The 14,485-nt window shown below is 64.9% G+C and carries 13 protein-coding genes; 7 read left to right on the top strand and 6 right to left on the bottom strand.

The window, feature by feature from the left end; genetic code table 11:
- Positions 1-58: 58 nt before the first annotated feature.
- A complete protein-coding gene (locus L0M17_RS19475; protein WP_241056025.1) occupies positions 59-838 on the top strand; it encodes an IclR family transcriptional regulator in 780 nt (259 codons plus the stop codon).
- Positions 839-863: 25 nt separating this feature from the next.
- On the opposite strand, the gene L0M17_RS19470 is transcribed toward L0M17_RS19475, so the two are convergent.
- The 4 genes from L0M17_RS19470 to L0M17_RS19455 are packed head-to-tail and all read right to left on the bottom strand — an operon-like array spanning position 864 to position 4,368.
- On the bottom strand, positions 864-1,538 hold the full coding sequence (locus L0M17_RS19470) for an SDR family NAD(P)-dependent oxidoreductase (RefSeq protein ID WP_241056024.1): 675 nt from the start codon (positions 1,536-1,538) through the stop codon (positions 864-866).
- A gap of 17 nt (positions 1,539-1,555) precedes the next feature.
- Positions 1,556-2,569, bottom strand: a complete 1,014-nt coding sequence (locus tag L0M17_RS19465) for a zinc-dependent alcohol dehydrogenase (RefSeq protein ID WP_241056023.1) — start codon at positions 2,567-2,569, stop codon at positions 1,556-1,558.
- Entirely contained in the window at positions 2,566-3,426 is an 861-nt protein-coding gene (locus tag L0M17_RS19460) for a fumarylacetoacetate hydrolase family protein (protein WP_241056022.1), read from the bottom strand. The genes L0M17_RS19465 and L0M17_RS19460 overlap by 4 nt, the downstream gene beginning before the upstream one ends.
- A gap of 45 nt (positions 3,427-3,471) precedes the next feature.
- Positions 3,472-4,368 (bottom strand): SMP-30/gluconolactonase/LRE family protein, encoded by an 897-nt coding sequence (locus L0M17_RS19455; RefSeq protein WP_241056021.1) that lies wholly within the window; start codon positions 4,366-4,368, stop codon positions 3,472-3,474.
- A gap of 304 nt (positions 4,369-4,672) precedes the next feature.
- On the opposite strand from L0M17_RS19455, the gene L0M17_RS19450 reads away from it, so the two are divergent.
- Positions 4,673-5,584, top strand: coding sequence for a dihydrodipicolinate synthase family protein (locus tag L0M17_RS19450; protein ID WP_241056020.1), 912 nt, complete (start codon positions 4,673-4,675; stop codon positions 5,582-5,584).
- 324 nt (positions 5,585-5,908) lie between these two features.
- Here L0M17_RS19450 and L0M17_RS19445 read toward each other — a convergent pair whose 3' ends face one another.
- The gene (locus L0M17_RS19445) at positions 5,909-6,733 is read right to left on the bottom strand and encodes a FadR/GntR family transcriptional regulator (protein ID WP_241056019.1); all 825 of its coding nucleotides are present in this window, start codon (positions 6,731-6,733) and stop codon (positions 5,909-5,911) included.
- Positions 6,734-6,794: 61 nt separating this feature from the next.
- Positions 6,795-7,634, bottom strand: a complete 840-nt coding sequence (locus L0M17_RS19440; protein WP_241056018.1) for an SMP-30/gluconolactonase/LRE family protein — start codon at positions 7,632-7,634, stop codon at positions 6,795-6,797.
- Positions 7,635-8,103: 469 nt separating this feature from the next.
- Between L0M17_RS19440 and L0M17_RS19435 the strand changes: the two genes are divergently transcribed.
- Genes L0M17_RS19435 through dgoD form a run of 5 tightly spaced genes read left to right on the top strand, consistent with a single transcriptional unit; the run spans position 8,104 to position 14,421 of the window.
- Positions 8,104-9,423: an ABC transporter substrate-binding protein gene (locus L0M17_RS19435; RefSeq protein ID WP_241056017.1), complete on the top strand. Its 1,320-nt coding sequence runs from the start codon at positions 8,104-8,106 to the stop codon at positions 9,421-9,423.
- An 8-nt stretch (positions 9,424-9,431) separates the two neighbouring features.
- Positions 9,432-10,292, top strand: coding sequence for a carbohydrate ABC transporter permease (locus L0M17_RS19430; protein ID WP_241056016.1), 861 nt, complete (start codon positions 9,432-9,434; stop codon positions 10,290-10,292).
- Entirely contained in the window at positions 10,289-11,125 is an 837-nt protein-coding gene (locus L0M17_RS19425; RefSeq protein WP_241056015.1) for a carbohydrate ABC transporter permease, read from the top strand. The genes L0M17_RS19430 and L0M17_RS19425 overlap by 4 nt, the downstream gene beginning before the upstream one ends.
- A gap of 18 nt (positions 11,126-11,143) precedes the next feature.
- Positions 11,144-13,258: a beta-galactosidase gene (locus L0M17_RS19420; RefSeq protein WP_241056014.1), complete on the top strand. Its 2,115-nt coding sequence runs from the start codon at positions 11,144-11,146 to the stop codon at positions 13,256-13,258.
- Positions 13,255-14,421 (top strand): galactonate dehydratase, encoded by a 1,167-nt coding sequence (dgoD, locus tag L0M17_RS19415; RefSeq protein ID WP_241056013.1) that lies wholly within the window; start codon positions 13,255-13,257, stop codon positions 14,419-14,421. The genes L0M17_RS19420 and dgoD overlap by 4 nt, the downstream gene beginning before the upstream one ends.
- Positions 14,422-14,485: the final 64 nt, after the last annotated feature.

Below are 14,485 nucleotides of genomic sequence, written 5' to 3'. Positions count from 1 at the left end.
CTTCGCCTATTCCGTCTCTGGGTACCATTCGAAGGTGGCTGATGGAGGAGACGGGGCGGTGACCGTCACTGACGAGGAAGAAGCCCGGGTTGTCGGGTCCGACCGTGTGCTCGCCGTGCTGATCGAGCTTGCGGAGCATCCCACTGGTGTGGCGCTCGACGAGTTGTCACAACGGTTGAAGAGTTCGAAGTCAACCGTGCACCGTGCGCTTACCTCCCTGCGCCGCGCGCGACTGGCCGCGCAGGTCAGTCGCGGCGTCTACGTCCTCGGGGATGAGTTTTTTCGCCTCGCGTTCCAGAACTACGAGGCCCGGCCTGAGGGGATGTTGATCCGTCCGATCCTTGAGCGCCTGGCCGAACGTTATGGCGAGACCGTGCACTATGCCGTCCTGGAAGGTCCCGAGGTCGTCTATCGCGCCAAGGTCGACTCGCCGCGAGGCGCCGTCCGACTGACCTCTTCAGTCGGCGGTCGCAACCCCGCCTACCGCACGGCCGTTGGAAAGCTCCTGCTGAGTCACCAGATCTCCAGCGAGTCTGAGCTGCGCGCACTGTATGGAGGAGGCCCTCTGGAGCGTCGCACCCCGAACACAATCGGGTCGATCCCCGAGCTGTGGGCTGAGCTCGTCCAGACGCGGGAACGTGGTTATGCCATTGACGATCAGGAGAACGAAGCCGGGGTGAACTGTGTTGCAGTCCCAGCCGCGTTTGAAGCCGGATTTGCCACAGCCGGCGCGATCAGCATTAGCGCCCTCGCGTTTCGGACGCCTCTGGACCTGCTGGTCCGCGAGGTGCCCAACATCATCGACATGATCACTCACGGCACCTCGCCGGACCTCTAGCGAACTTCGCACGGAGTGCCGGCTGCTAGTACGTGGCGCGGCCCCCGCTGATGTCGTAGACGGCTCCCGTCGAGAAGCTCACCTTCTTCGAGGTGAGCCAGGCGATGAGTTCTGCCACTTCCTCCGGAGTCCCCACCCGTTTCATCGGGATCAGGCTCCTGATATGTGCCAACACCTCCGGTGCAGTGTCGTCGTTCATGGGCGTGGCGATCACGGCGGGCGCGATCGCGTTGACGAGGACGCCCGTGGTGGCCAGCTCCTTCCCGGCCGACTTGGTCAGCGCGATGACCGCCGCTTTCGAGGCGGAGTAGATGGACAGGTTGGGATTTCCGTCCTTGCCGGCCATGCTGGCTATGTTCACGATCCGGCCCCATCCGCGTTCAACCATGCCCGGGATGAAAGCTCGCATCATCGTGACCGTGCCGATGACGTTCACGTCGAATACTTTGCGCCATTGATCCGACCTGGTCGACGCGAGCGCCGTGTTCGGTCCGACGATTCCTGCAGAGTTGACCAGGATGTCTACGGGGCCTATGCGAGCCGCAGTCTCCTGGACAGCCTCCTCGTCAGTGATGTCCAGCCGGATGTCGGCCTCGCCGGCTATGTCCACGGCGAAGACCTCGATGTTCTCGGCCCTCATCCTTGCAACGGTGGCTGCGCCCAGGCCGCTGGCCCCGCCTGTAACGATCGCACGAGTCATGGTGGCTCTCCTGTAATTCATTGTCGGGTGGTCACATGGATCTTCGGTCCGGGGCCCGCGTTCGCTGGCCGTGCCCCTGCTAGCACATCCGGAAGCTGGTCAAGAGGGATTGTCGCGGCGATGAGGGGAGCTGGGTCCACCTCCCCCGAGGCGAAGGACTCGATGGTCTGCGGGATGACCGGTGACCCGCTGAGGACTCCGACTGCTGTTATGTCGGAGAGGACCAAGTCCCGAGTGTCGACAAGGCTGGGAGCTGCCGCGATGCCCAGATAAATGACCCGTTTGCCCGGTTCTACGAGCTCGACCGCGCGTGCCGGCAGCTGCGCGGCGCTGGAGGCGTCGATGACTGCGTCCCAAGGCCGTCGCGGGAGCGTCTCATTGATCCACGCATTCTCGATTCCCAGGCTGCGGGCGAACTGCAATCTCTCTTCCGAACGTCCCAGGAGGTGCGTCTCGACTCGGCGGGCCTGCAGGAACATTGCGCACAGCAGTCCAAGAGTTCCCGGACCCATTACGAGGGCCCGCTGCCCCGGTTGCACGTTCGCGGCGGCTGCGGCTCGGAAGCTGTTCGCGGCCGGCTCGACGAGCGCCCCCGCTGCATCGCTGACTTCGTCGGGCAGGGCGTGAAGTGCGCGGAGTGGGAGTGAGACCTTCTCTGCCAGGGCGCCGGGTCGGCCGCCGCCGACACCGAGCTCGAAGCGATACTCGCACACGTGCTGGTAGCCGGTCGCGCATCGTCGGCATTTCCCGCAGCCGACCATCGTGTCGCCGGTGACGCGCCTTCCCAGCCACGAAGGGTCGACGTCAGTGCCGACGGCGCTGACGGTTCCCATCCATTCGTGTCCGATCCGCAGCGGGTACTTCGCGTATCCGGTGTGCAGGTACTGCATCTCTCCGGTGAAGAGTTCGATGTCGGTCCCGCAGATCCCGGCGAGGGTGACGTCGACGAGGACTTCGTCCGCTGCGGGGACGGGAGGTTCGACGTCCTGCACTTCCGCGTGGTGCGGTTCGGTGAGTACGAGGGCTTTCATCGTGGTGCGATCACCCTCTGGCGCTGGCTTCCCAGTCCGTCGATGCCCAGTTCCATGACGTCGCCGGGCTTGAGCCAGATGGGCGGGTTGTGGCCCATCCCGACCCCGGGCGGGGTTCCGGTGTTGATCAGGTCGCCGGGTTCGAGCACCGTGAACTGGCTGATGTACTGGACGATGAAGTACGGGTCGAAGATCATCGTCGCGGTCGATCCAGTTTGCCGACGGATGCCGTTGAGGTCCAGCCACATGTCAAGCGCGGTGACATCACCGATTTCGTCCCCGGTGAGCAGCCAAGGTCCAGCCGGATTGAAGGTCTCTGACGACTTGCCCTTGAGCCACTGGCCGGAGCGTTCCATTTGGAAGGCCCGCTCACTCACATCGTTGACGAGGACGAACCCCGCGATGGCGGCCCGGGCCTCCTCCGCGGTGTTGAGGTAGCTGGTGCGTTTGCCGATGACGATTCCCAGTTCGACCTCCCAGTCGGTCTTGGTCGCGCCGCGGGGAATGCGCACATCGTCATTGGGTCCGATCAAAGTGTTCGGCGACTTGGTGAACAGGATCGGCTCGGCGGGAACTGCCTGTCCGCTCTCGGCGGCATGGTCTGCGTAGTTCAGGCCTACGCAGATGATCTGATGCGGGCGCGCAATCGGCGCCCCGAGCCGCTGGTCGGCCAAGGCGTGCACATCGCCGGCGGCCGCCCTTTCGTCCACGACCGGAAGGATCCGGGTGATGCCGTCAGATGCGAAGAAGTCCTCGCCGAAATCGTCGATGACGTCCGAGACATCCACATATCGGACGTCATCGACGAGAACCGCCGGCTTCTCTTCGCCGAACGCGCCGATGCGGACAAGCTTCATGGGTGTTCCTTTCAGATGGTCGTTTTCTGGAAACGGATGGCTCGGTCACGGCGTCGGCGACCACAGCGCGGAAGGTGCGCCGCTGACGCCCGGCTGGATCGTGAAGAGTTGGCCGGAGAGCGGATAGTCGGCCAGGTCCGCTTCGCTGAGTCCGGCGGTCGCGGTCGTGATCACGAGGGTGTCGAGGGACGGTCCAACGAAGGCGACGCAGGTGACGCGCGGCGCAGGAACCGTGATCCGTCCTACGAGTTCCCCTGATGGCGCGTATCGGTTAACCTGCCCGAGACCATAGACCGCCAGCCAGAGGTGATCCTCCGCGTCGACGCACAGGCCGTCAGGCAATCCTTCGGGAAGCTCGATAAAAACCTCTCGGTCCCCTATGGCGCCGGACGATGCATCGTAGTCGCGCACGTACACGCGTCGTGTGTTCGTGTCCACGCTGTACATGCTGGCCTGGTCAGTCGACCAGGCCAGCCCGTTGGAGAGGGTCAGGTCACTGTCGATGGTTGTAACCGCCCCGTCTGCCTCCACCCGTACGAGGATCTCGCTGCCGGATTGGCTCCGCTGACGCAGGCTTAGGCTCCCCACCACGAAGTGGCCGCCCGGATCAGGTTTGCCATCGTTAAGTCGCCGACCGGTGCCTGACGGGAGAAGGACGGTTCCCGGATGGATCACACCGTCACGGTCTCGTGTGTAGAGGCGCTCGCGTCCGGCGACGAGAAGCTCCCCGGATTCGGATATCGTGACGGCGCCCGCGGTATCCGGGAACAGGATCGTTTCGATGATCTGGAGGGAGCCTTCCCGGGTGAGTTCGGCACGCATGACGGCGCTGGCCGGGATGTCTACCCATAGCACTTCCTCGCGGATGGGATCCCAGATCGGCCCCTCGCCGACCTGATGCGTCTTTCTGGAGGCAATGCGCGGAGCGGGATAGTCACGCACGTCAACATCTCCTTGGAGGTGGGCTGCAGGGGTCATACGGTCGCGGGCGCGCGCGCCCTTGTCCGGCTCCGGGGCGCGGCGGGTTGCGGGTCCGGATCAGCAACTACGCTTTGCCAACTTTCGGAACAGAGATCTAGTATATGGAATACCTAGAGCACAATCGACAAGGACGCCGGAATGGTCGGAGGCGACGATCAGCGTCTCCGTCGCGTGACGGAGGCGGATACTTCGGGCCGCTCTCCCTCGAGGGGACCGAGGGGAACTGTGCTTTCAACGGTGTAAGTCTGATTCAGGAGCGAACAGCATGAACATCATCAGCGGGGTCATCCCTGTCGTGCCGACGGTCTTCACCGAGGACGAAGACCTGGACCTGGAGGGCCAGCGCCGGATCATCGACTTCTTGGTCGATGCCAAGGCCGACGGCGCCTGCGTCCTGGCCAACTACTCCGAGCAGTTCTCCCTCACAGACGAGGAGCGCGACCAGGTCCTCAGGACCACCCTCGAGCACGCCGCGGGCAGGATCCCCGTGTGCGTCACCACCAGCCACTACAGCGCCCGCATCGCCCGCCAGCGCACCCTGCAGGCCCAGCAGGAAGGCGCGGCCATGGCCATGCTCATGGCACCGTTCTTCGGGGCCACGGTCAAGGCCGACGAGGACGCGGTGGTCGAGTACTTCAAGCGCGTCACTGACGGGCTCGCGATCGACGTCATGATCCAGGACGCCCCCATGAGCCCCACCCCCCTGCCCGTGGGGCTGCTGGCCCGGCTCGCGGCCGAAATCCCGCAGGTCAGGTACGTGAAGATCGAGATGCCCCAGACAGCGGACAAGCTGCGCGCCCTCGCCGCAGCGGCAGGCGGGGCCCTGCCGGGACTGTTCGACGGCGAGGAAGCCATCACCCTCATCCCCGACCTAGAGGCCGGCGCGCAGGGGACCATGAGCAGCTGCCTGGTGCCCGACCAGCTGGGCCTGATCGTCCACGACTACCACGCAGGCCGGCGCGAGAGCGCCGTGGCCAGGTGGGAAGACCTCCTGCCCCTGATCCACTTCGAGAACCGCCAATGCGGCCTCCGCGCCACCAAGGCCCTCATGAAGGAGGGCCGCATCATCGACAGCGACAAGACCCGCGCCCCCCTCGGCGGGCTCCACCCCGACACCTGCGCCCAGCTGCTCGAGATCGCCAAGCGGAAAGACCCCCTCATCCTCCGCTGGGCCTGATCCCGGGCAACGAAAGCCTTCCCGCTCTCCTGTCAGCCTCTTCGAGACCGCAGGAGAGCACAGCCCCGCCTCCGCCGCTCACGCTCGCGAAGAAGTCCCTCCGGCTCTCGCCTCCAGTCTGACGGATGCTCGAGGGGAAGGGACACCGCGTGGTGCGGCCGGAGAGAGAAGCTCGACAGGTGCTGCTGACGGAAACCGGGAGGGTGGAGGCCTTCGGGCCCGAAGGGTATTCGCCTGCAGGCCTCCTCAGAATTGAATATTGCCGGGCTATTCGTATCCGTGCTCGCCTCGTATCCGTGCTCGCCGGATCGCGGCTCGCAGGGGTCAGTCCGCTCTATTCTGCACTCGCGCAATATCAGCGGCAGACCGCTCGAGGAGTTTGCGCATCGCTAGCTCCGCGCTCTTCGGGCGTCCTGCTCGAACCGCATCGAGCACCCCACGGTGGCTGGCGACAACCTCTCGCAGCTTGTCGCCTTCATCGAGCTCGATCGATCCGTGCACGTATGCGTCGCGGGCGCGCAGTCCGATCTCGATGATCGTCGACATATTCTCGAAGAGTTCGTTGTGGGCGGCGAGCAGAAGCGCTTGATGGAAGTGCACGTCCGCTTCGACATGCTCCGAGGTGCTCGCTTGGGGATCCTCCATCCGGGACAGAGCGATGTAGATGTTCGCGACGTCGCTGTCGGTGCGACGCTCGGCAGCGAGCCGTGCAGCAGTCGGCTCGATGGTGAGGCGCATCTCGGTCAGCTGCGCCAGGAAGTCCGGGTCTTTCCGGCTCTGATAGCGCCACCGCAGGACGTCCGGATCCAGCAGCGTCCACTCGGAGCGCTCGCGCACGAACGTACCCTGGCCTGGTACAGCTCGCAGGAGGCCCCTGCTGCCCAGGCTGCGAAGCACCTCGCGGACCACTGACCGGCTGACGTCGTAGTGCTGGCTGAGCTGCACTGGGTCGAGCATCGTCGCGGGGGCCAGCTCCCCGCTGACGATGCGCGCACCAAGGGAGTCGAGCACGCGATCATGCCGCCCGCCCCCCAGCGGGCCCTGAGAGCCCGGAGTCTTCACTTCGGAGGCACTCCCCGCGCGGACCTCGGAGAACTCGATCCCGAGCCCCTCTGAAGGCTCAAGCGGCAGTCGGCCGGCGCTGCTCATCAGAGCCACCCCCGATTCGTGGAAACGCAAAGGGGGCGGAGGCCACGGCCGGCGGTCGTGCTCATCCCGCGAATTCCGTCAGGGCCACGCCCGCCACTCCGGGATCTACGGCGAAGAGTGCTCCACCGAGTTCACCGGCCTGCGGCTCGAGACGCGACGTAGTGACAACGAGCTGCCGGAGGTCGGGTCCGACGAAGGCCACAGATGTCGTGAAGGGAGCGGGGACGCGGATGATGGCGGTGAGCGCGCCGTCAGGTGCATATCGATGGACGGCTCCGGCACCGTAACGGGCGACCCATACGCCGCCCTCCGCATCGACGCACAGTCCGTCGGGACCGCCGACGCTGGCAAAGGGCCGACGATCGGACAAGCCGTCATCGGGAGTCCAGCTGAACATATCGACCCTGTCGGTTGGAGTGTCTGCGTAGTACGCAGTGGACCCATCCGGGCTCCAGGCGATCCCATTCGAGACGGTCACCGGGTCGATCGCGGTCACAGGTGTGTGATCTGCACCGATGCGCCACAGCGATCCGCGACCGCTCGCCCCGTCGAAGGCCATCGACCCGATGTAGAGCGAGCCGTCCGGCGCGCAGCCGCCTTCGTTGAGGCGGCAGGCGGGGGAGTCCACCAGCGACGCGATCGGATCGAGTGCGGCGTCCAGATCGTCGCTGTCCGAGACCAGCACCTCCGTGCCCGTGGCGAGCATCGTTCCGCCCCCGCGACGCGGCGCGATGAGGCTGGCAACCGGGCCCACATGGCGGCGCCGGACCGAACCGCTCGGCATCAGCTCCAAGACGTCTCCCTCGAGCATGTCCAACCAGCGGATTCCGGACCAGCGCGGAGACCAGGCAGGACCCTCCCCATGCACCACGAGCGGGGGCGTGAGCTGTTCAACCTTCATTCGAACCCTTCCCGCATTCCTCGAGCAGCCAACCGTCAACGCCCGGCGGGGCGGGATTCGAGCCTCCGGGTCGTTCGCCGGGGAGCAGGAATGACAGCATACCCGCCCTCCGACGCCCCTCGAGCGGCCCGGCGGTGGTCTCGAACGAGGGGACGGATTCCGCGCAGCCCAGTAAGGGTACGCCAAACGCTTCGCGTTCAACCGACAAAGCCCGAGTAGGGATCGTCAGCACCGTGTCGCTGGACTTTCCGACCCCGCCCCTGGGCGGCATCGAAGTGATCACGGGAGCCTCCTTGTATCGCCGCTCGCCGCATGCCCTGGGACGGGAGCCCTGCAGTGATGGCATCTGGTTGATGTGATCTTAGGCCTCGCTAAATATGATTTACCTTGACACATATCATACTAGCCTTTAGCGTCTTGCTGACTGGTTCGGCGTATCGCCTTACCTGGCCACACGAAGGAGTGTTCTATGCCTGAAATCACACGGCGCTCGTTGCTCTCCGCGGGGCTCCTCGGCGGTGCCGCCGTCGCACTCGCAGCATGCACTTCGCAGGGCGGTCCGCCTCCCGCTGCCACATCCGGCGCGGCGAAGATCGCGCTCTGGACTCATGACAAGGGCTATCAGCAGTTCTTCACGACGATCGCGGAGGGCCTGAATGCGAGTAAGAGCACACCCTTCACGTACACTCTCGACACGACGATCTACGCCGCACCCGACCTCGTCACCAAGTTCCTGGCCGCGGCCTCGGCGAATCAGCAGCTGCCCGACATGCTGGGCATCGAGATCGCGCAGTTCCCGCGGCTGATGTCCGGCGGCATCGCAGGTTCTCTGCTCGAGCCGTGGGACGACCGCATCGCCAAGGTCAAGGACGACATCATTGCGAGCCGACTGGCGCCGTTCACAGTCGACGGCCACGTCTATGGCCTCGACTCCGACAACCCGCTGTGCGTGTACTACTACCGCACCGACCTGTTCGAGAAGTACAAGATCCCCGACCCGGACACCTGGGAGGACTTCGCTTCGTTCGGTGCGAACTTCCACGCCCAAACGGGAAAATACATGCTCGCTATCGATACCGGGCCCGGCGCTGTCGCAAGCTTCCTGGAGTTCCTGCTCCAGCGCGGCGGCAGCCTGTACGACAGCAAGGGGAACCTTGCCCTGGACTCGAACGAGACCGTCGAGACGATCGATTTCCTCGCCGCCGGCCTCAAGAGCGGCTTCATTGTAGGCGTCGACAATCTCTACGGAGGCGCGCTGCAGGCCGGCTTCAAGTCGGACACTGTCCTTGGCGCAGCCATGCCTGACTGGTACAACACCTACGGCATCCAGGCGACCGTGCCCGAGCAGAAGGGCAAGTGGGCGATCCGCCCAATGCCGCGCTTCGCCGGCGGCGGCTATCCGACATCCACTTGGGGCGGAACTGGCTTCGCGGACGTCAAGGGGCACGCCAACACCACCGCCGTGGCGGATCTGGTTGCCAACGGCTTCTTGACCGTCGCCGGCCAGGTGCAGCGGTTCAAGGAGATCGGCTACTTGCCGACGCTCAAGTCCGCCTACCAGAGCCCCGAACTCATGAACTACACGGACCCCTTCCTCGGCGGACAGAAGACGTTCGATGTGTACTCAAAGCTCGCCGACAAGGGCCCGAGCTATTATCAGAGCCCCCATCTCGTGACGCTCACGGACCAGCTTGTCGGTCCGCTGCAGGACGCCTACAAGGGCAAGATCTCGGCGAAGGCAGCTGTCAGCCAGGCCATCTCCGGGTATAAGCAGCAGGTTCCGAGTTGAGGGGGAGGGTGAGGGCGGCCCCCTATGCATTCATCTCCCCGTTCTACATCCTGTTCGCGGTGTTCATGGTGGTGCCCATTGGAGGGGCAATCTATCTGAGCCTCACCGTCTGGTCCGGGATCGGGAGTCCGACCTGGGCGGGGTTCGCCAACTACATCCGCCTGTTCGGTGATGGCAGTTTCTACACGGCGGGGATCAACACCCTGATCTACGTCCTGATCAGCGTGCTGGTCGTCGTGCCCCTGTCGCTGCTTGTCGCCCAGGCGCTCAACGTGCGCGGACTGAAGTTCCGGGACTTCTGGCGAGTGACGTACTTCGTCCCGATGATTGTCTCGCCGATCGTTGTCGCTCTGATCTTCGGCCTGCTCTACGACCAGCAGTTCGGCCTCATCAACGTCGCGATCCAGTCCGTGATCGGAGCTCCAAAAGTGGACTGGCTCGGAGACCCGACGCTGGCGAAGGTGAGCGTCGGCATCCTTGTCGTCTGGCGGTGGACCGGATACCTCTCGATCTTCTTCCTCGCCGGCCTCCAGGCTGTGCCACGCGAACTCTACGAGGCTGCTGACCTCGACGGAGCCGGTCCCTGGCGGAAGTTCCTGAGCGTGACCCTGCCGACCCTGCGTCCCGTGACGGCGTTCGTCGTCGTCACAGTCCTTGTCGGATCAGCGCAAATCTTCGACGAACCCTTCCTGCTCACCCAGGGTGGCCCCGGCAATGCCACCTTGTCGGTCGTCATGTTCATCTACCGTGCGGCGTTTCAGGAGCAGCAGTTCGGATATGCGAGTGCAGCTGCCGTCCTGCTGTTCGCAGTCGTCTTCGTGATGGGCCGCATAGGCGCCAGCATCGCGGGAGTCGGGAGGCACGCATGAAGAAGAGGAATCCACCCACCTTCGCCCGAATCATCCTGTACGTCGTGCTGATCGTACTTGTGGCCGTGTGCGTAGGCCCCATGGTGTGGGCGCTCTCCGCCTCGTTTAAGGACCCCGGGGATATCTTCCAGTACCCGCCGAAGCTGCTTCCCAGCCCTGCCACCACCGCGAACTATGCGAGCCTGCTGTCCACACAGCCCTTCATCGGGTGGCTGTTGACGAGCCTGATCGTGGCGATCCTCTCGTCGGCGATCTCCGCCTTCGTGTGCTCGCTGGCGGGCTACGCCTTTGCGATGTTCGCCTTCCGCGGCAAGGAGGCACTGTTCTCGCTGATGTTCAGCTCGCTCGCAGTGCCCTTCGTCGTGGTCGCAGTACCGCTGTTTGTTATGCTCTCCCGCGCTGGCTTGACCAACGCCTACTTCGTCCTCATCGTCCCGTGGGTCGCGCCTGCGTTCGGGATCTTCATGATGCGGCAGTTTGCCGAGCAGAGCGTTCCGCCCGACCTCATCGAGGCCGCCCGCATCGATGGCTGCGGGGAGCTGCGCACATTCTGGACGATCGTCTTCCCGCTCCTGCGCCCCGGTGCCGGAGCCCTCGCGGTCTGGGCATTCGTGAACAGCTACAACAGCTTCCTCTGGCCGCTCATTGCCGTCAGCTCACCCTCGAACTTCACGCTCCCCCTCGGCCTCCAGGCCCTCTACGGAGCCCAGAACCACCAATACAACCTGGTCATGGCGGGAGCGATTCTCGCAACGATCCCGGCTCTCATCATCTTCATCGCGCTGCGTCGCCAGCTCCTCGAAGGCCTGAGCGCCGGCAGCGTAAAAGGATGACCCAACACAGGAGGCATCATGCTGTTCGGCGCTAGCTACTACCACGAATACATGCCGATCGAACGGCTCGAGAAAGATCTCGACCTCATGGTCGAAGCCGGCTTCACCGTAATCCGGGTGGGAGAATCGACCTGGGCCTCATACGAGCCCAGGAACGGCGAGATCGGTTTCGAGGCCCTGACCCGCGTGGTTGATCGCGCTCACGCCCATGGCTTGAAGGTGATCGTGGGAACACCGACGTATGCCATCCCGCCCTGGCTGGCCCGCGAATATCCCGAAGTGATGGCTCAGACATCCAACACGCACACGTTGCCCTACGGTGCGCGGCAGAACGTCGATTTCACCAGCCCCGCCTACCTTTTCCACGCCGAACGGCTGCTGCGTCGCATGGGCGCACACTTCGCGGACCGGCCCGGAGTCATCGGTTTCCAGGTGGACAACGAGATCGGTGTCCACCGGCTGGCAAACCCTCAAGTTCTCGAGCGATTCCGCAGGCATGTCATGGCCCGGCTGGGCGGCGTCGAAGGCGCCAACGAGAAATGGGGGCTGACCTATTGGAGCCACCGCCTGTCCGAGCAGGCCGATCTCTGGGCGCCGGACGGCAACACCAACCCTGGATACGCCTTGGAGTGGGAGCGCTTCCAGGCATCGCTGACCGTTGACTTCCTCAAATGGCAGCGCGACCTGCTCCGCGAATACATCAGTCCCGACCAGTTCGTCATCCACGACCTGATCGGGGGTCACAGCGCCCCCAGCACCGATATCCAGGGCATCTCCGAGATCATGGACCAGACCGCGGTCAATATCTATGTCCCGATGCAAAAGGCACTCGAACTCCCAGAACCTGAGCTGGAGGGGCTCTACGAACTCCTGCCGGGCTTGGACGCCGGAACCTGGTCCGCGCTGTGGCGCTCGGACATGGCCTACAGTCTCCGCGGGCCCCACGGCTCACGCTTCCTGGTCACCGAAGCGCAGGCCAGCTCGCTCGGCGGACCAGCCGCCAACATTCCGCCATTCCCCGGGCAGCTGCGCATGATGGCTCACCTGGTCGCTTCCCGCGGCGCGGACATGCTCGCCTACTGGCACTGGCATTCTCTCCACTACGGGGGCGAGACCTACTGGGGAGGGGTCCTCGGCCATGATCTTGAACCCAACCGGATCTACGACGAGGTCGCCGATCTGGGAGCAGAACTCAAGCTCCTCACACCCGAGCTGAAGGATGCCGTCCCGGACGCCGACATCGCCATCCTGTACTCCCGCGATAGCCTCAAGGCGTTGGATGCGATGCCCGCACTAGCCCAACCCGGTACCCCGGAACCCGATCACAGCAGCTACCACCGGATCTTCACCCGCTTCTATCAGGGCGCGGTGGACGAAGGGCTTCAGGTTCGCATCGTGCACCCGGATTCGGACTGGTCCCACCACCGGGTGCTCATCGTCCCGGCCCTCTACATCGCCGATGACGCCCTGCTCGAACGCATCAAGGAACACGCCCGCGCTGGTGGCCATGTCGTGCTCACCTTCCGCAGCGGATACGCAGACGAGTGGGCGCGCGTCCGATGGGAGCGCCAGCCAGCCCTGCTGCGAACCGAGGTGGGGGCCTCTTACCAGGAATTCACCAACCTTCCGACACCCGTCGCACTTCGCGCCCTCGCGGTGGACGGCGTGCCCGACCTGGTTTTGCCCGCCGGCGCTTTGGCCGAGGGCTGGGCGGATGGAATGAAGGCGGAGAACGCTGCGGTGCTGAGCGAGTACGCTGACCCGTACCTCGGAGCCTTCGCCGCGGCGACCACCAACGCGGTCGGATCCGGACGCATGACCTGGATCGGTACCCTGCCAGATCGCGCCAGCGCCGCCGCAATCCTGCAATGGGCCGTGCGGGAACGCGGAATCAGCCCGGTCGCCGACGAGTGGACGGTACGCCCGGACTCGGTGCGCATCACCAGTGCAGTGCGGCCTGACGGGCGTCGCCTGTGGTTCGCGGCAAACCACAGCCACACTCCCGTCCGCCTCCCCGTTCCGCAGACCCTCTCCGGTCTGGTGGATCTCGGCAAGCCCGAGCGCGCCGTCGGCCCGGACGTGGAGCTCGGCGCGTGGGACAGCCGCGTTCTGATCCAGGAGCAGGGCGAATGACCGCCATCACCGGTGTCGAGACCGTCGTGGTCAACGCCTCCCTGCGCAACTGGGTGTTCGTCAAAGTGACCACCGACGAACCTGGCCTCATCGGCTGGGGCGAGGCGACCCTCGAGTGGAAGGCCCGGGCGGTCGTCGGCGCAGTGGCCGACCTTGCCGAACTCGTGGTCGGCGAGGATCCCGAGCGGATCGAGTACCTCTGGCAGCTCATGTACCGCGGCCAGTTCTTTCAAGGCGGGGCTGTTACGATGTCGGCTCTTTCCGGCATCGACCAGGCGCTATGGGACATCGCGGGCAAGAAGCGGGGAGTGCCGGCCTGGCAACTGCTCGGAGGCCGCGTCCGCGACACGGTGACAATGTACGACCATCTCGGTGGCGGGGATTCGTCGATCGTCTACGGCGCCGCCACGCAGGAAGGATTCGCAGAGAGCGCGATTCACAGTATCGACGAAGGCTTCACCGCGCTGAAGATCCTTGCCGTGCCCATGGGAGCCGGCCTTGCCACCGGCTCCCAGATCCGGGCAGCCTCCGAGGTCATGGGAGCTGTCCGCGAAGCCGTGGGGCCGGACATCCAGATCATGGTCGACCTCCACGGCCGAACGACTGCCGCTGCTGCGCTCCAGTACGGTCGTGCCCTGGCCGAGTACGACCCCTGGTTCTTCGAGGAACCCTGCCAGCCCGGGAACCCGGCCACCATGGCATCCATCGCCCGCGCGCTGCCTTTCCCGGTTGCCACCGGCGAACGTCTGACCGAAATCCAGCAGTTCCGCGACCACCTGGCAGTGGGAGCGTGTGCTGTCCTGCAGCCCGACGTCTGCCACGTGGGCGGTCCGACCGCGCTCAAGAAGATCGCCGCCATCGCCGAAAGCTGGCACGTCCCGCTGGCACCGCACAACCCCCTGGGGCCGATCGCCACCATGGTTAACCAGCACATGGGGTTCAGCACGCCGAACTTCCTCATCCAGGAAGTCATGCGGGGCGATGTCCCCTGGCGCGACGAAGTCGTCTCGGGGACCCTGCCGATCGTGCGCGGCAAGGTGACCATCCCTGACAAACCCGGCTGGGGGCTCGATGTCGACGAGACGGCCGCCGCACGCCATCCCTACGAACCTGAGCCCGTCGTCGAGATCGGCGCCGAAGACGGCTTCCTCAACGACTGGTAACACGGAAGGACTGCCCCGATGACCTTGAGGATCGAACGGCTGCACGGCCCGGAGCGCGCAAGCG

It is taken from the genome of Sinomonas terrae (assembly GCF_022539255.1).
Classification (GTDB): domain Bacteria; phylum Actinomycetota; class Actinomycetes; order Actinomycetales; family Micrococcaceae; genus Sinomonas; species Sinomonas terrae.
The sequence above is the reverse complement of the archived record's forward strand: the minus strand, read 5'-3'. Positions and strand labels throughout refer to the sequence as shown.